The sequence below is a fragment of the Paenibacillus azoreducens genome (genome assembly GCF_021654775.1).
Classification (GTDB): domain Bacteria; phylum Bacillota; class Bacilli; order Paenibacillales; family Paenibacillaceae; genus Paenibacillus_AQ; species Paenibacillus_AQ azoreducens.
Window position 1 is genome coordinate 4,371,695 of record NZ_AP025343.1, and the last position, 18,308, is coordinate 4,390,002.

Here is an 18,308-nt window from a genome sequence, read left to right on the forward strand (position 1 = left end):
GCTCATCCCTCCCCTATTTCAATGATGACTTGCGTACCAGCATTCAGCGTGCTTGCAAGCCTCACCGACCCGCCGTGTTTTTCAGCGATGGCCTTGACAAGGGACAGACCGAGCCCGGCGCTGCCCCGCTCTGCTTCTTGAGGCTCGCCTGACACCCGATAAAAAGGTTCGAAAACATGTTCGATATGCTCCTCCGCTATCCCCTTGCCTTGATCAGATACGCGAATCGTCACCTTGCCCGTATCCGCCCTCTTCAGCGAAACCGTCACTGTCGATTCAACGCCCCCGTACTTGACCGCGTTATCGACGACATTGATCAGCATCTCCCGCAGCTTTTCCCGGTCTCCCCGAAAATCAAAATCCGCACCGGTTTCGCACCGGATATCGATCTTGTATTTTCTCGCCTTCACGGTCATATCTGTGCACACGTCCCTGACCAATACAGGCAAATTCACTTCTTCATACCGGTAATCCGTTTGTCTGGAGACAGCGGTGGACACTTCCAGAATTTGAACCACCTTATCATTCAGCCTGCGGCTTTCATCCATAATATACTTCATCCCTTTATCGAAAAAAGGCTTATCCCGAAAACCGTTCTCCATCATCGTCTGCGCATATCCGCTAATGATTGTCAGCGGCGTTTTGAGCTCATGGGTTACGTTGTCAAAAAACGTTTTGCTCATTTTCTGCGTTTTCAAAAGCGTATCCCGCTCCCTTTTGATCACGCCCATCTGCTCTTCAATTTTTTCGGCCATCCGGTGAAACGCCCTCGCCAAATCGCCGATTTCATCTGTTCTGTGATTCAGTCGCAGCGGTTCATAACGCCCGTTCGAAAAATCCTTCAAGCTTCTCGACAGTCTGCCGATCGGACCGGTCAGGCGGCTGGACAAAAATACGGCAGTGATGAAGACCAGGGCAAAAATTGCCACCGCAATCCATTTCACCGCAAAAAGAAAGCGGCTTGTAAAATCATGCAAAGCCGCATTATCTTTAACGACGCGAATCACTCCGATTAATGACCCATTCGCCAGAACCGGACTGGATAAGCTGATGGTGGAATCAGTCCCGGACTGGCTGACGGCATACGAGATTCTCCCCTGCAGCGCGCCCGGAAAATCCGATGTGTCCGGTACCGGACCATTCAAATCTGACAAGCTTTTCCCCTTCGAATCATAGATCGAAACGGTGCTGCCGACGGCTGAGCCGAGCTCTTTGACGAGTCCGTCCGCTTCCGCATGGAAAGAGTCTGCGCTTAGGACCATGTTTCGGGTCAGGAAATATTGTTTCAAATAAAGGTCTACCGTTTTTTTTGTCTGCACCATATCCCGGTCGATGAGGCGCGAAACGTTCTGCTCGGTAATTTTGACGGATACTAGCAGGAGGGACAGGAGCCCGATAAAAATGACCAAGGTGAATGAGAGTAGAATTTTGTACCTTATGGTAAGCCTCATGCGTCCGATTAGGTTCATGGCATCCGGTAGCCAACGCCGAAGACGGTATCGATGATGGCTGCATCGAGCTTTTTGCGGAGCCGCTGCACATGAATGTCCACCGTTCTTGTATCGCCTGCGAACTCGTAACCCCACACCTGATCGAGCAATTGGGATCTCGTAAACACAATGCCTCTATGCTCCGCCAAAAACAGCAGCAAATCGAATTCCATGTTCTTCAGCACGACTTTCTCTCCTTCCTTTTTCACTTCGCGCTGCCTCTTGCCGATTTCGATCGAATCATAAATACGGATCTTACCTTCGCCGTCCAAGTCCGATTGCTCCATCACCTGCTCGATCCGCCGGAAAATAGCCTTAATCCGCACGATTACTTCCCGGATATCAAATGGTTTGGTGACGTAATCATCCGCCCCCAGCTCCATCCCCAGCAGCTTGTCCACAATGTCGGATTTGGCGGTCAACATGATGATCGGAATATTCCAATTCTCTGTCGACGCAATCCGGCAAATATCGAAGCCGCTCATATCCGGCAGCATCAGATCCAGCAATATCAAGTCCGGACGATTCGCGCGGATGAGCTCCAGAGCCTCTTCCCCTTTTCCCGTACTGGCAACGACATACCCTTCTTTCTCCAGATTATATGCAAGCAGCTCCGCAATCGGAGCTTCGTCTTCCACAATGAATACTTTCTGCTTCCTCATGATCCATCCTCCGCCCTCGCAATTGAAGTTCCCTGCCTATCTTAGCACGTCTCCCTGGGCGGAAATCAATTGATCTGCCTGCGTCCACCGAGATTTTACATTTTGGATACAAGTCGGCAGTATTCCGGATACATCGACAGAAAACGCGGAAACATCCTTCCTTTACACTTCCGTTATGACCAGCGAGGGATCATGATTCCCCGACTATCCTTAAAAGGAGATTGAACACATTGAAAAAAGCAATTCTGATTTTTTCCGCTGCGGCATGCCTTCTAAGTGCCTGCGACAAACCTGCGGATACGGCTGTCGTGAAACAAAACGTACAGAAGGAAAAGCAAAGCAGTGCGGGTAGCAGCGAAGCATCCCTTCAGAACAGTGGGGAAATCACCACCTCCACTCCGAGCGAAAGCGGAAGTAGCGACTTGAGTAATACGGACAAGGGGACAAGCCCTTCAGGGAAAGATGGAATCGGCGATATCCAAACCGTCGCCAATCCCGCCTCCACAGACGTGCTCGTAAACAAGCAGCATAAGCTGCCGGAGAACTATGCGCCGGACGACCTCGTATATCCGAACGTACGCTTTACCTTTAAAGAGAAGATCGAAAAGCGCATGATGCGGAAAGAGGCTGCGCAGGCTCTCGAAAAATTGTTCAAAGCTGCGGACAAGGACGGCCTGCCGCTCGCAGGAGTATCCGCTTACCGTTCCCACAAAAGACAAAAAGCGGTGTTTGAAGCATACGTCCAAAAGGACGGCGAAGAAAAAGCGCGTACTTATAGTGCTTATCCAGGCACCAGCGAGCATGAAACCGGCCTCGCCATCGACGTGACCAAATCGGACGGCAGCTGCGCCGCAACGGGTTGTTTCGCCGGCACGCCGGAAGCGGAATGGCTTGCGGAGCATGCGCATGAATTTGGCTTTATCATTCGATACCCGAAAGGAAAAGAAAACATTACGGGCTACACTTACGAGCCGTGGCATCTTCGTTACGTGGGTCAGCCTGCGGCCGATGACATGTTCAAAAATGATCTTACGTTTGAGGAATATGCAGATCAGGCACGTGTCGCATCCGGTTCCTAAGCTAATCACTGTCGGTTCATGATTGCTGGCCGCAATTTATCCAAAAATACACCATCATCTCTCTTATACAGGAGATGATGGTGTTTTTGACAGGCGCTTGTTGTTTTGTACTCCTAAACCGGCAATTGTCCGCCCACAAACCGCTTAATTTCCGTACTCTACTTTTAGTTTATAGCTCTCGGGCGCTACTATCTCGATTTCGACCTGCGACGGCGCAGCAATGGTAAGCAGGAGCTGATCCTTCCCTTCGACCCGCCAGGAAACATCGATACGCCCGCCATCCGGCAAAGGTACGGAACCTGACGCCCGCTTCAGGCCACATGGCTGAGGGGCAACCTTTACCTTGGACCAACCCGGGCTCGCGCCCTGAACGCCCAGAATATGCGCTCCGAGGAAATAGGCGGGGCCAGCGGACCAGGCATGGCAATGGCTCCGGGTCAGTATTCTCGGATCTTTGAAATATCCGCTCCATGGGTACATCTCCCAACACGCCGTGGCGCCGTTTTCGATCATAATGCCATAGCTCTCGCGCATATCGTTGACCATGACATCCAGCCGTCCCATCCGGGCTAACGCTTCGTAATAAAAGAAGGACATAAACGGGCTGCCGATCTTCACGAAAGATTGCGGCGGATCGAGAATATAGGACTTGAGCTTCTCTAACCGCTCCCCCTCCGCCACATCGCATAAATGAGCCGCAACTTGCGTCTGGGCGCTAAGCGTTTCGGAGAAGCTGCCGTCACGACGGATACAATCGGCATACGCCTGCCTCGACTCATCCCAAAGATGCGCATTGATCGAGGTTTTCAGCTTTGCGGCTTCTTCACGAAAACGCTCGGAGCTCTCCTGATCACCGGCAATGGTTCCGATCTCGGCTGCATGATTGAGCGTTCTGTACAAAAACATATTCTGTGGGGCGACCACGCCTTCATTCGGCTGCTCAAATGGAGCCCAGTCCAGCAGGTTCCAGCCGTCAAACGCAAACAGTCCCTTATCGTCAATATGTTTCAAATATTGTTCCATCGTCCGTTTCACGTGAGGCCAAATCTCCTTCAGAAACGAATCGCGCCCGGCATATTGATAATATTCAAGGCATGCCGTCACCCAAAAAAAGGTCCAATTCGGGATGACGCTGTTCCAGCCGCTTGGCACCTGGTCAGCGTACAGCGGCGTTTGGAAATCGGAGCCCGGCACAAGCTTCAGGCAGCGTTCGACGATTTCTTTTGCGCCAAATGCATAATAACCGACCAGCGCTTCATTTCGGGCATCGCCGACCCAATAGGCCTGTTCGTAAGCCGGACAATCAACGAACGTATCCTCCATGCACAGCCGGGTCGTATCCCGGCTGATTCTCCATATTTCATTGAGCATCGCGTCACTGCTGCGGAAACTGCCGATATTCGCCACCGGGAAGTTGCTCTGAATCATCTTCACCTCGAACAGCCGGACGGGCCGGGAGGCGCCTCGGGCGGTCAATGCCAAATAGCGCAGCCCGCGCCGGATCAACGAGGTATAGACCTGCCTCCCCTCTCGGCAGCGATAGCGGAGCGTATTATCCAACTGGTAAGTGTGCTGCCGCCATCCATCCTTCATAAACTCGAAGCCATACAGGTCTATCACGGTCCCGCTTGCGGCGTCCAGCTCAAAAGAGATATATCCCGACAACTCCCTTCCGAAATCAATGACAATTTCGGTATCCATGCCCTGCAGCACGGGCAGGACGGCCGCATCCGGACCTGCAGTCACGGCATGCTGCAAAGACGCAGGCATCTGCTGCACTGTTTCGGCCTTTTTCCATACGCAAGCCGCGAAGACATCATTGCGATTGATGAATGGAGCATCAACAGAACGTATCCAAGCTTCGAACGGCTGCAGGCCGGAAGCGGATGCAGCGTGTCGAATCGCTTGATAGGCCGGATGTTCGCGGTTCAAGGGTCTCGTCGGCTGGTGATCAATGATCGCCACCGCATCAAATGGGCCGACAAGGCTGAACTCGGGCGGATAAGGTTGCGCTGCCGATCCCGCAGCCTCGACCGCACTCGCCTCCGACTCCTCCCCCGACGATACTCCGGTCGCCAATGCCTTGGCCTCAGTCACATCTATGGCTTGCAGCTGGAAAGGAACCTCGCAGTCAAAGCCGATATGGAAACCATGCCCGTGGCTCACGCCGGTCACGTCCAGCAGGAGGAAATGTTCTCCCGCTTCCAAGAATACGTTCAGATAACGCTCGGGCTCTTCACCGGTATAGTCCTCTGATTCGTATTGGTGCCCGTCGATGCGAATAACAGGAGCGATGCGCCCCGAATCGGGAATGCCGATCGTAAAAGGGGCCGACTCCTCCAGCATCATCCTTGTCGCCAAATATCCGCAGAATGCGATATTATTGGCATGATAGCCGCTGTCCGGCGACATCATGCCGTACAAATCGATAACCGCACTCCAGGCAGGAGGCTTCACGCCGTGCAAACTCTCCACCCTTGACGGATAGACAGGTTCCTCCGTCAGGTAAGGAATGTCCCTAGGAACCAGCTCCGTCCATGGCTTCACACCAACGGGCCCGATAACCGAAGCTTGCTCCCAGCCGCTGTCGTCATATGCGGCGGTGACCCATCGGCCGTCCCATTTCCCGGCATCCATGATTTCCGTAAAAGCTATCTGACAGGAAATGCGCGAGGAATTCGGGTCATGTCCTTGGTGGATGGCTGTTTTCCAAGAGGCATCCGAGACGATGCTCCAATCGATAGGATTTGAACCGCCAGAGGCAAAACCTGAATCTGCATTTTGCATATCCAGCTGAACCAAAAGCCCCCCACGGCCTCGTATGTATTGAAATGTAGAGATGCCGTAATGCATGACCAGCACCGCAATGACCGTTTCTTTTCCCGCTTCCAGCAGATGGCTGATCTCATATTCGTCATAGGCCCAAGCGGATGGCCACGAGCGGACAGGCCCCCGTCCAAGCAGCTTGCCGTCGATGTACAGCACATACCGGGAATCGGCGCTAATTCGTAATTTGGCGGAACGAACGGAACTCCCCGAAGTGAAAACGCGGCGGAAACAGCGCCATTCATTCCGGGGGCTCGGCTCGCCGGATCCCCAAATCCAGGAAGCCTTCCATTCCGGGAGTACGGATTGATTCATGATATAAATCCCCTCTCCAATTTCCTTTAAATGATAGATGCTCTTTGAATAACTCTATTATTCATCAGCACCATTCATGAGTGAAGGGTAATTCTAACTAACTCTGAAACAGATTCAGGTTCCAACTGAAGTATTTAAATAAAGGGAATCGCGGAGTTATAATCAGAATGAGATAGGTTTACGATTTGTGGCGAGGACAAGTTTTTCCAATGCGTATAAAAAAGAACGCCTCTTCTCCCATTGGAGTAAGATGCGTTCTTTGCATTATGGAGTATCTAATATTCCCGGCATTTCTATGGTCCCTATGGGAATACCTGGCCCCCACTCTTCCAGGCTATTCCTTTTCTAGTTATTTCGCCTTCAATACCCGCATCGCGTTTAGTACCGCAATAAGCGTGACCCCAACATCCGAGAACACCGCTTCCCACATTGTCGCAATCCCAAATGCGCCCAAGAGGAGGAAGATTGCTTTAACCCCCAGCGCAAAAACAATGTTCTGCCATACAATCGAGCGCGTGCGCTTTGCGATATGAATCGCCGTTCCGATCTTGGAAGGCTCATCCGTCATAATGACCACGTCCGCCGCTTCGATGGCGGCATCCGAGCCCAGACCGCCCATCGCCACGCCGACATCAGCTCTGGCGAGTACCGGCGTATCGTTGATGCCGTCGCCCACAAATACGATTTTTTCTTTTGCGGATTTCTTGCTGTCCAGCTTCTCGATCTCTTCCACTTTATGCTGCGGCAGCAGTTCGGCATGAACCTCATCCAATCCCAGCGAGCGGCCAACCGCTTCGCCAACCGCCTTGGAATCCCCTGTCAGCATAACGGTTTTCTTGCCCATCTGCTTCAGCGTGCGGATCGCTTCCGCCGCATCTTCCTTCACTTCATCCGAAATGGTAATGTATCCGGCATACCGGCCATCCACGCTGATATGCACCGTTGTTCCGGCAAGTTCCGGCTGTTTGAAAACTATAGATTCCTTATCCATGAGTTTGGTATTTCCGGCCAACACGGCTTTGCCGTCTACTTGCACCTGAATGCCATGTCCGGAGATTTCGTTATAGCTTTCTATCCGTCCTTCATCCAACTCCCTGCCATAAGCCGTACGGATGGATTCGGCAATGGGATGCGTCGAATGAAATTCGGCGTAAGCTGCAATCTCCAGCAGCTGTTCCTTATTCATTCCCTCCAAGGTTGGACGGATATCCGTTACCTTAAAAGCGCCTTTGGTTAATGTGCCGGTTTTGTCGAAAACAACATATTTGACATCATTTAACGCTTCGAGATAGTTGCTTCCTTTGATCAGGATGCCCGCTTTGGAAGCCGCTCCGATCCCGCCGAAGAAACCAAGCGGAATGGAAACGACCAGCGCGCAAGGACAAGAGATAACCAGGAATATAAGTGCTCTGTATATCCAATCCGAAAAGGCTGCTCCGCTGATTACAAGCGGCGGCACAAGCGCAAGGAGAACGGCCACGATCACCACGACCGGCGTATAGTATCTGGCGAATTTCGTAATAAAATTTTCGGTCGGAGCTTTCTTGCTGCTCGCATTTTGGACCAAATCCAAAATTTTCGAAACCGTCGATTCTCCGAAACCTTTGGTTACTTTAATGGTCAAAACGCCGTTTTTGTTGATAAATCCGCTTAATACATCGTGTCCTGTTTCAATTTCGCGGGGAACGGATTCGCCGGTCAAAGCCGATGTGTCCACCATCGAACTTCCTTCGACTACCACACCGTCGAGCGGTACCTTTTCTCCCGGTTTGACGACGATATAATCGCCGACCTGCACTTCTTCCGGAGCCACGCGTTTCGTATCGCTGCCCACTTTCAGGTTGGCAAAGTCCGGACGCAAGTCCATCATAGCGCTGATGGATTTGCGGGAACGGTTGACGGCAATTCCCTGGAACATCTCGCCGAGCTGGTAGAACAGCATAACCGCAACGCCTTCCGGATACTGGCCGACGCCAAATGCGCCTATGGTTGCGACCGACATCAGGAAATATTCATCGAATACCTGACCCCGGATGATATTTTTGACGGCTTGAAGCACGATATCCGCGCCGGCAACCAAATATGCCGCAAGGAAGATCGCAAGCTCCACATACGGGCCGGCATCGATAAGCAATCCAGCTGCGGTCAAAGCTGCGCCAACAACTAAACGGATCGCCATCTTTTTCGTTCCGCCGCTACCATGATCATGAGCATGAGAATGTCCTTCCGCTCCATGGTCATGTCCGTGTGCATGGCCGTGTTCGTGACCATGATCATGACCGTGTTGATGGTCATGGTGACCGCCTTGTTTCTTATGCCCTGCAGATGGGTGGTCCATCACTGTAATATGCGGCTCAAGCTTTTTGATTTTCTTTTTCACATCGTAAAGCAGTGCTTCATTTTCCTCATCCGTTTCATAGATTAACGTCTGCTTGACGAAATTGACGGAGCAGGAACGAATTCCATCCATTTTCTTGACGTTGTCTTCAATTTTCATTGCACAATTGGCGCAATCCAAGCCGTCCAACACGAGTTCGCGTTTCACTCTTCCGGTTGCCTCAGCCATCTTAAACAGCCTCCGATCTAAACTGCGATATAATATGAGCATATGTTCATATGTGACTTGTTAAGCATATTATATTCACTTTACCGGGAAGATGTCAATGCACTCTCTCCTAAAATTAGTATCATCGGCAAAAAAAACCGCGTTTATACGCGGTTCATGCAGAATTATGTACATTGGGATTCTTTTTTCTCAAGGATTACTTTCATGATCAAAGCCATAATGGCCATGAACAGCAAGATAAGCTGCATCCCGCCAAGTCCCAGCCATAACGCTTCTACCGATTCGTCCACAAGCGATACGGCAAACAAGCCGATCGCTGACCACATCACGGTGCAAACCAGAAGATAACTGCTGAAGATCCGCTCCCGATGCCGGAATTGATAGACAACGACGGCTGCTGCAACAATGGCGGTACCGACTGCGGGATACCCCCCGTCGTCCAGAAAAATTCGCAGCAGATCCCAAATGCCATACGCGGAAATTAGCCAGGTCAGTCCCGTATTGGCGTAAACCGTCCAAGGCTTATGCTGTTTCACGCACTTGTAAGCAATGATCAGGACGGCCGCCAAAGCAGCCAGCAGAATTCCCGATGTCCCGCCTGTATAATAAAGCAAAGATTTCGGCGAATGCATCATTGCCTTCGCGTTAAAAACGAACGGACTGAGTCTCCATATCAAAATGCCGATCAAAAGCGCAACCATAAGATCGTCCAATACTGCCTTTCGAAGCCGGGTATCCAAATGTCTTGTCCGGAAAAGAATGACCAGATATCCGGTGGACGCAGCAATGATTGCCATAATCAATGAGTACTTTAGCATGATCGGACCGATCATAATCACCTGCAATATGTACGGCTCCTTCCTTTCATTGATTGTAACGGTTCCAGGCTGGTATACCGCAAGGCCCTTCAGTTCCCCCGCCTTATAGCAAGAAAGAACCCGGCAAAGCTAGGCCTGGTTCTTTCAGTAATGCAACTTCTCGACCATCAAGTCGTTAAAAAATCAGCAACCGACCGAGCGGCAGCAGCAGCCGCAATTCCAAGGAGCTTTGACGTTGCTTGGAGCATATATCCTCAAGAAACCATACCTCTTCAGCATACGTGCCGCCTTTTTGGTCTTGCGGACGTTTTCTGCCAAAATGACCACAGGCGCTTCGGATGTAAGCTGCGACTCATGAACATAGGGCAGTCTGCCTATGGAAATATTGATCGAACCCGGAACATGATGCTTTATATAATCTACCTGATCCCTTACATCAAGCAATTGCATTCCATGCCGATCCTTTTCATATGAATATAGATCTTCATTGCTAATAAAGGTCAGACCTTGAACCGGGGTCAGTTCCCGAACAACCCATACAACAGCCGTTGCGGCAGCAAACAATGCAAACAATATCCACAGTATCAATTTCGTTCCTCCTTGAACCGTGTCTTGTTTAACGACGTAATTACATACCCAGAGGGGTATAAGAACATTATAGAAGCGCTCATTCTAAAAATCAACAAAAATTATTCATCACCCTTGTGAGATCGAATCGGCAATCCGCAGCTGCTGATTGGCAAACTCCCGATACATGGCATGGTTTTCAACCATTTCATGATGCGTGCCTCTTCCCGTTATATGCCCTTTTTCAATAAACAGGATCTGGTCGGCATCCACGACAGTAGACAAACGATGGGCTATAACCAGCGTTGTGCGCCCTTTCATCAGATTTTGCAGCGCCTTCTGCACAAAAACCTCCGACTGGCTGTCCAGACTTGAAGTCGCTTCATCCAACATCAGAATTTGCGGGTTCCGGAGAAGCGCACGGGCAATGGAAATCCGTTGCCGCTGACCTCCCGATAATTTGATCCCGCGTTCTCCAACTTCGGTCTGATAACCCTCAGGCAATTCATCGATAAATATGTCGGCATACGCCATATGGGCAGCATGTTTGAGTTCTTCCTCGCTTACTTCGCGGTCCATGCCGTAACATATGTTATCCCGGATTGTCCCTGCCACGATCGGACTTTCCTGCGGGACGTATCCGATTTGCTTGCGCCATGACTGGAGTGAATATTCGCTGACATCCTCTCCTCCGACCCGGATGACCCCGCTGTCAGGAAGATAAAAACGTTCCAGGACGGAAAACAGTGTGGTTTTGCCACCCCCGCTCGGTCCGACAACAGCCGTCACTTTCCCCGGTTTCAGCGTAAAACTGATGTCATGCAGAACGGTATCGCCTTTTTCATATGAAAAATGAACATGCTCAAGCTCGATGGTTTGAATGGGACCGGACAGCGTTTTGCCTTCCGATACGTTTTCCTGTCTATCTTCCAGTATATTGACAATACGTTCCGTAGCCCCCACCGATTTTTGCAGTTGTGTAAAAAACATCGTAATCTGGTTCATCGGCATGATAATCTGTACCAGATATAAAATAAATGCCACCAAATCACCTGCGGACAGCGCCCCGCTTGATACTCGCAAGCCACCGTACCCGATAATAAGCACCATGAGACCCATCATTACAAAAGAAATAATCGGACCGATAAAAGCCTGGATTTTGCCCTCACGTATGCCGAGCCTCAACAATCCCTGAATCGCCTTTTGACCGACTTCCGTTTCCCGGTCTTCCGCATTGGAGGCTTTTACAAGCCGAATCTCGGAGAGGACCTGATTCAGGATCGTCGTAAAATCGGCGGTCTCATCCTGCAGACGGCGCGAGATGTGAAGCATAACCCGGCCGAGCGGAACCAAAACCGCAGCCGTAACGGGAATTGCCGCAAGGATAATCAGCGTCATTTTCCAATCGAGAAGCAGCAAAATGACGATTGCCCCCACCATCGAAATCACGCCGTTAAAAAATCCCGTGACATGCTCGGACACAAGTCCCTTCAGCACCGCAGTGTCATTTGTCATCCGGCTAATCGTATCGCCTGTCCGGTGATTGTCGTAGTATGGAATGGGCAGCTTCAGCAGCTTTTTCCAGAGACGGTCGCGCAGCTTGGCAACCACCTCTTGTCCCAACCTGTTCAGCAAATAAATCGATACCCCGCCGGAAATGGCGGAAACCACGAAGCTTACCACAAGCAAAACAATTTGAACGGGTTTGATGTCGTTCACCGTAAAACTGTCCACCAGCCCTTTGGTAAACAAAGGCACCACAAGACTCACCAAAGTGGAGAAAATGCTTAAAACCGCCGCCACAGAAAGCATCCAGGCGGATGGCTTGGTTTGGCGGACCAGGTGGACAAACGCTTTCCAGTTCCCTTTTTGATAACCTTCTTTCATTTTATGATTTCTCCTATCCATGTATAATAATGTTAACATCCTTTTCTTAACTAATTATACATTCACTAATGTATGAAGTCATATCTTGGAGGTGAGCGTGCACATGAAAGAGAATTGGGAACGGCCGGCTGCTCCGGCGCCAATGAACCAGACCCAGGCTTCCGCACTGGTCTCGGACTTATTTCCCGGAAAACAGGTCTTGCAGGTTGAACGAATTGGAACAGGCCTCAGCAACTCCAACTACGTCATCAGGTTTTCAGGCATGTCAGTTCCATACATACTAAGAGTATATCGGGAAGGGGCATGGATTGCCGAAAAAGAACAGGCTATTCATCAGCTTGTAATGAATTCGGCGCCCGTTCCGCAGATTTTATATATGGATGCGAGCTGCACACGGTTAAGCCAACCTTATGCCGTACTGGAATGGATGCCGGGAAAACTGCTGCGGGATGTACTCCAAAACGGTGATGCCGATGAAATTTCCCGATGCGCCGCTTCCGCCGGGGCAGCGTTGGCCCAAATCCACAGCCATCAGTTCGAAGAACCGGGGTTCTTTGGCAGCGAACTGAATATCGCCCAACGCATCAAGATGGATGCGGACACATTTACGGCTTTTATCGACGACAGCCTCGAGCAGCAAAACGCCGGCCAATATCTTGGGAGCGGCATTGCACGCCGATTGCAAGAATGCTGCGCAAAACTCGCCCCCTACTTGGATGAGCAAGCCGGTAAACCGGTGCTGGTTCATTCCGATTACAACGGTCTCAATATCCTGTTCAAAGACGGCGCCGTATCGGCCGTTCTCGATTGGGAGTTCGCGTATTCAGGCAGCCGGCTCTGCGATATTGGAAATATGTTGCGATACGAAAAACCGGACTCTATATTCGAACAAGCCTTTATAAAGGGCTATGTAGAAGCTGGAGGGCAGCTCCCCTTCAACTGGCGTATGCTTGCCAGACTGGAGGATCTCGTTGCTCTCTGCGATTTGTTGAACCGATCGACACCGGCCATGCCGAACCGCATTTCGGATTTGAAGTCGTTGATTGCAAACAGCATTGAGGAACTCAGTCTATGCATGGGCTAACGAAACACATAATCGTTATTCGAGCAAAAAAGAGCTTCTAAAACTTTATATGAAAATATGCTTTTGCTGTTTTTGAGACAAAAACCATAACATTTTCATTGTTGGTGTTGACCGTGAGGTTATGTGAGTTTCTAACGGACACCACAGCCGCTAAGAGGTCAAAAACAGCCTTTTTTAAATTTTAACGGACACCACGACGCTTAATTGCTCCAAAACACCACCACAAAGGGACTTTTTGATTAAATAGCGGCGTCTGTGTCCGTTAGAATTCAAAACGGTCGAAATCATCCTCGATAGCGTCCGCTGTGTCCGTTAGAATTCTGCGCAGGTCAGCATCGTGTCATTTTGCGGCTCTGGCTCTGTACTTCTCAGAATTTCACTGAAGATTTGGAATGAGGTGCTGCCCCAAATGTAAGGTTCAATTGGTCTTGAAAACAGCCGACCTCATAGACTGCGAACTCCAATTAATTGCAAAAGTGCAGTTTTTGGAGCTCGAATTGCAAAAAAATATCAAATGGTTGCGATAGTGCATTTATTTTCTCGTTCGAAGGATAAATGTAAATATAACAACGTAAAAAGATGCACTTTTGCAGGCTTTCTCCTGAAATTGGGCTAATACGATTGAAAAACCTGCACTTTTGCAACAATCTCGAATTTTCCCTTTACATCACATCGCAGTACATCAAAGCAAATCGCAACTGGCGAGTATAATCAAAAAAGTCTATCCAAGAAGGGAATTACGGATGAGCCAGTCCCAAATTTAGAACAACAAAGCCTTCAAAACCACCGCAGCAGCGGGTTTGAAGGCTTCTTTATTGTTTGAAATCCTGCCTGTGGCGGGGCTTAAAAAGCATAAACGACTTTTAGGACAGCCCCTTCTCAGGCAATCTAGGACGCGGATTCTACCTGCGTCTTTTTGGTTCAAGCTCATCCATGAGGACCGATTCCGGCAGCTTGATCCCGCGGATTCTACCCGCGTCTTTTTAGTTCAAGCAAACTTGCACCCTTATTTTCTTTAAAAATTCTAAATGTTCTATGGAATATCATTTTTCTATAAGTCCTATTGAAAATCATTTTTCAGCTGACGTTCCTGCTTCCCCTCAGATTTATAATGCTCAGGAATTTTACCATACGTGCCTAACCGCCAAATCCATTCCAGAGGTCCCATAGCAAAACGTTTCAACCACATGGTGCTGATCACCATTTGGAGCAGCAGAATCTCTGCGGCAATCATGGCCAAGATCAAATAATAAGCACGCCCGCTCAGGCCCAGCACTGCATCCAATGTTAAAATGATGACGGTCTGCATAATGTAATTGGTCAGCGCCATGCGTCCGAGCCGATTCAGCGGCATCAGCCACTTTCTCATGAACGGATACTGCAAAAGCAGCGTAAGCGACGTGACGTAAAATACATCTTCCGCAATGGCCCCCGCCGCCATCCCAACATCGAGCATCCCGGTTCGATCAATAATGGCATACTGCGCCCATAAGCCGAACGGGATGAGGACCAGCGAAACCACCTGCGCAATGATCCAGCGCTTCTTATATTGGCCCACCTGCTCAAATATGCGGCTTTGGCCCGCCCACAGGCCCAGTACAAACATGCTGAGACTCATGCCGAGAGCTCCAAAACTTTGGCCCAAAACCAAGATCACGATTCCCAGAAACAGATTGACTGCAGGTTTCAAATTATACAACGGCAGCAGCAGGAAGCCCAAAATCGAATACAGCATCAACGCTTCTCCAGGCTGGAACTTGCTATGGATAAACCCGAATACGAGCAGAATCAGCAGCCTTCGCACAAACAAGAGATAGGCTTTATCCCCTCTCGCTTTGGCGCGGGAAATAAACAAGTAAAAACCTATACCGAATAAAAAGCTGAATATCGTATAAAAACGGCCGTATATCCCATAATCAATTAGTTTTAATACGCCAACCTCAAGCTGGCTCCAAAATCCATAATCCTGCGGCATATGCTCATAAGGAATCATCTGAAAGATGTTGATGAAGATAATCCCGACAAGCGCAAATCCGCGCAAATAATCCAGGACGTCAATTCGTTTCATGGTGAATCCGTTCATCACCTTTCTAAACCATCACCCTTTTCAGTTTTTGAATATATCTGGTGCTGACCAGCAGGAAATACAGCGTCTGGGCTGCAAGAAATGCCGCCGAAGCGATTAGGACAGGCTGATTGACGTCATCCAAACCAAATCCTTCCCGCACCCGGTTTAACACCACAAGTGTCTGGATTGCCGAGACGATTATCGGCGTAAAAAACAATACCGCAATTTGAATCGCCGATGATTTGCCCATTTCGCCCGGCTGCAGGCCGATTTTGGACATGGCGGTGTACATCTCTTGATCCTGCCGGAGTTCGGAATGAAGTTTGAAGTAGAGGAAGCTGGCCGAACAGACCGATAGCAAGGAAGCGATAAACACGCCGACGAAGCTCATCATCGCTACCCCTTGTTCTTGCATGGCATACCTTCCCCCGCGGCTATCCAGAAGATTGGCCGAGTGTTCTACGGAATTCTGTTTATACGCCCATTGTTGAAGCTCCAGGCCTAGCTTGTACTCCTGATCCTCTCTTCCCGGTTTGCCCGCATTGGTCCAGGCAGGAACCATATAAATGTACACGTCGTTGATCCGATAGCTTTTATTTTCCGGAATTTGTTTTGTCAGCTTTTCATAAACCGGACGGGATACGACGAGCATATTCGTACCGGACAAGGGCGAAACCTCCTGTTTTGTCCGGATCTCCTTCATGATCTGCAGCTGCAGATCCGGATCCGCAAGCTTCACAGCGGAATTTTTGCCCCAATCCGGATTATTGCGCGCTTCATTATCGGATTGCACCAGCACGGCCTGATCACCCTGTAGAGAACTTGCTGCATCCAGCCCAAGCGCCTTCGCAATCTTTAAGTAAGTATCCGCCGGAACGATCGCAACTTCCGGTGTACGACCGGAGGCTTTGGCAGCAAAAGATTCCGTCCGGAACATTTGATATTCGATGCCTGTTTCGTCCAACTTTTGCCCAATCACCATTAGATCATTTTCTCCCCGGCTTGGATCATTCAAGAAAAAACGGATTGCATAAGGGTTATTTTCGTATGCCCTCAGGTTGCCCAAATTCACGGACATGACAAAAGCGACAGCCATGCAGCAAATAGCGGTCACGACGGTAACCATAAACAGAACCCGCGCGTTATCCTTGATTTTATAAGCCATTTCAGAAATCCAGATCAAGCGGGTACCCTTCCAGGTCAAGCGGCGGCTTTTTTTGAGCATGCGGAACACTAGAACCGTGATCTGCGTGTAGAAGAAGTACGTTCCGGCAATTCCCGTCGCTGCGGCGATCGCGAGGTTTTTATCGACCGTATAGTAGCCTGCCGCCAGAAGCAAAATGCCGAACAAGGAAACCCCAATGGACACCCTCGGTTCTTTTTTCGGTTTGCTTGAACCTTTCAGCAGCTCCAGCACGCGGCTTTGATTGATAAAAAACAAGGTAAAGGCCGAGATGACTACAAATAAAAGGATAAACGAGCCTGCCGTCAGCAGGATTGCTTTTGCAGGAAAATATAATCCAAGTTCCTCGATGCCGATCATGCGGGCGCTCAGCGTCAAAAAAAGCTTGGAGAGCAACAGGCCTGCCAGCATCCCGGCGATGATCGAGAGAGCCCCAATCAGCATGTTTTCAACGAAAACCAATCTGCTTATCTGACCTCGAGTCCCCCCAAGTATCGTCAAAATGCCGAATTCTTTATTTCTTGCCTTCAGAAAGATTCCGATCGAGTAAAGCACAAATAAAAATGCAAAAATGTAGATGACATATTCCATGATTCTCATGACCATCTGCACGTTGGACCCCAGCTCGGTCCGGTCGATATCCGGATGGAAAATAAACAGCGCATACGTAAAGAAAACCATGACCATAAAACAGCTGCTTAAAAAATAGGCAAAATACGCGCGTGAATTCCGTTTGACATTGTTAAACGCGAACTGAAGAAAGCTCATGCGCGTTACCTCCCAAATACGAAAGCATGTCGATGATTTTCTGGAAAAAGGTTTGGCGGCTGTCGCCCCGGCGGATTTCACCCGAAAGCTTTCCGTCTTTGATGAACACCACGCGATGGCAATAACTCGCTGCCAGCGGATCATGCGTCACCAGCATCATCGTTACGCCGTCGTCGGCATTCAGCTTTTCCATGGTCTCCATGACCGTCTTCGAGGAAGCCGAATCCAATGCGCCCGTGGGCTCATCCGCAAGTAAAAGCGACGGCTCGGGAATGATGGCGCGCGCGATGGCGGCACGCTGTCTCTGTCCTCCGGATATTTCATACACCCTTTTGTTCAAAATCTCTTGAATGCCAAGCCGGGTCGCGATTTGCTCCAGCTTCGCTTCCATCGTCTGCAGATCCGCCTTATCCAGCGTAAGCGGCAGCACAATATTTTCCGCCACCGTCAGCGTGTCGAGCAGATTGAAATCCTGGAATACGAACCCCAGCTCGCGTCTCCTGAACAGGGACAGTTCTTTTTTCTTCAGAACATGCGGGTTGCTGCCGTTGATCAGCACGGTACCCGAGCTTGGCGTATCAATCGTGGACACCATGTTCAGCAGAGTGGTTTTGCCGCTCCCGGACGGTCCCATCACGCCTACGAACTCTCCTTTTTGAATCGTTAATTCAATATCGGTCAAGGCCCTTGTGATCACTTTGCCCGGATACACTTTGCTGAGGCCGGTTACTTTTAAAATATCACTCATCCTCGTTCTCCTTCCTGTATCTATTAAGTTGAAACGATGGTCATACGGATGAAGGCGGCCCTTTTTTAGAATATCGAACCCTCTTGCCTATTCCTTCTCCTCTTCTTTAGTCAACTTATATAGCTTCTCTATGTATCCCACTTTATAGCATTGGCGCTTTGCTTACTATGGATTCCCCTTAAACCAACCTTAAAGATTTGTAAGGTTCTGTTCGGTATGATGTCATAACTCAGCCAAAATAAAATAA

Annotated in this window: 12 protein-coding genes; 2 read left to right on the forward strand and 10 right to left on the reverse strand. The window is 49.7% G+C overall.

What is annotated here, in order from left to right:
* Nucleotides 1–2: 2 nt before the first annotated feature.
* A complete protein-coding gene (locus tag L6442_RS19255; RefSeq protein ID WP_212976678.1) occupies nucleotides 3–1,469 on the reverse strand; it encodes a sensor histidine kinase in 1,467 nt (488 codons plus the stop codon).
* Nucleotides 1,466–2,152 carry a response regulator transcription factor gene (locus tag L6442_RS19260; RefSeq protein WP_212976679.1) on the reverse strand — a complete coding sequence of 229 codons (687 nt, stop codon included), beginning with the start codon at nucleotides 2,150–2,152 and terminating at the stop codon, nucleotides 1,466–1,468. Before L6442_RS19260 ends, L6442_RS19255 begins: the two co-directional genes overlap by 4 nt.
* 230 nt (nucleotides 2,153–2,382) lie before the next feature.
* Here L6442_RS19260 and L6442_RS19265 point away from each other — a divergent pair, with 230 nt between their 5' ends.
* The gene (locus tag L6442_RS19265; protein WP_212976680.1) at nucleotides 2,383–3,231 is read left to right on the forward strand and encodes a M15 family metallopeptidase; all 849 of its coding nucleotides are present in this window, start codon (nucleotides 2,383–2,385) and stop codon (nucleotides 3,229–3,231) included.
* 144 nt (nucleotides 3,232–3,375) lie between these two features.
* On the opposite strand, the gene L6442_RS19270 is transcribed toward L6442_RS19265, so the two are convergent.
* The 5 genes from L6442_RS19270 to L6442_RS19290 all read right to left on the reverse strand — a co-directional run bounded on the left by L6442_RS19270 (nucleotide 3,376) and on the right by L6442_RS19290 (nucleotide 12,210).
* On the reverse strand, nucleotides 3,376–6,372 hold the full coding sequence (locus L6442_RS19270) for a family 78 glycoside hydrolase catalytic domain (protein ID WP_212976681.1): 2,997 nt from the start codon (nucleotides 6,370–6,372) through the stop codon (nucleotides 3,376–3,378).
* Nucleotides 6,373–6,721: 349 nt separating this feature from the next.
* On the reverse strand, nucleotides 6,722–8,980 hold the full coding sequence (locus L6442_RS19275; RefSeq protein ID WP_373871777.1) for a heavy metal translocating P-type ATPase: 2,259 nt from the start codon (nucleotides 8,978–8,980) through the stop codon (nucleotides 6,722–6,724).
* A gap of 122 nt (nucleotides 8,981–9,102) precedes the next feature.
* The gene (locus L6442_RS19280) at nucleotides 9,103–9,783 is read right to left on the reverse strand and encodes a hypothetical protein (protein ID WP_212976683.1); all 681 of its coding nucleotides are present in this window, start codon (nucleotides 9,781–9,783) and stop codon (nucleotides 9,103–9,105) included.
* 156 nt (nucleotides 9,784–9,939) lie between these two features.
* A complete protein-coding gene (locus L6442_RS19285) occupies nucleotides 9,940–10,344 on the reverse strand; it encodes a rhodanese-like domain-containing protein (protein ID WP_212976684.1) in 405 nt (134 codons plus the stop codon).
* 108 nt (nucleotides 10,345–10,452) lie between these two features.
* A complete protein-coding gene (locus L6442_RS19290; RefSeq protein ID WP_237099989.1) occupies nucleotides 10,453–12,210 on the reverse strand; it encodes an ABC transporter ATP-binding protein in 1,758 nt (585 codons plus the stop codon).
* Nucleotides 12,211–12,313: 103 nt separating this feature from the next.
* On the opposite strand from L6442_RS19290, the gene L6442_RS19295 reads away from it, so the two are divergent.
* Nucleotides 12,314–13,294 (forward strand): phosphotransferase family protein, encoded by a 981-nt coding sequence (locus tag L6442_RS19295; protein ID WP_212976686.1) that lies wholly within the window; start codon nucleotides 12,314–12,316, stop codon nucleotides 13,292–13,294.
* Nucleotides 13,295–14,354: 1,060 nt separating this feature from the next.
* Here the strand turns inward: L6442_RS19295 and L6442_RS19300 are convergent.
* The 3 genes from L6442_RS19300 to L6442_RS19310 are packed head-to-tail and all read right to left on the reverse strand — an operon-like array spanning nucleotide 14,355 to nucleotide 18,061.
* A complete protein-coding gene (locus tag L6442_RS19300) occupies nucleotides 14,355–15,362 on the reverse strand; it encodes a DUF418 domain-containing protein (RefSeq protein WP_212976687.1) in 1,008 nt (335 codons plus the stop codon).
* A gap of 22 nt (nucleotides 15,363–15,384) precedes the next feature.
* Complete coding sequence (locus L6442_RS19305; RefSeq protein WP_212976688.1) at nucleotides 15,385–17,313, reverse strand: FtsX-like permease family protein; 1,929 nt, start codon at nucleotides 17,311–17,313, stop codon at nucleotides 15,385–15,387.
* A complete protein-coding gene (locus tag L6442_RS19310) occupies nucleotides 17,288–18,061 on the reverse strand; it encodes an ABC transporter ATP-binding protein (RefSeq protein WP_212976689.1) in 774 nt (257 codons plus the stop codon). Before L6442_RS19310 ends, L6442_RS19305 begins: the two co-directional genes overlap by 26 nt.
* Nucleotides 18,062–18,308 lie beyond the last annotated feature (247 nt).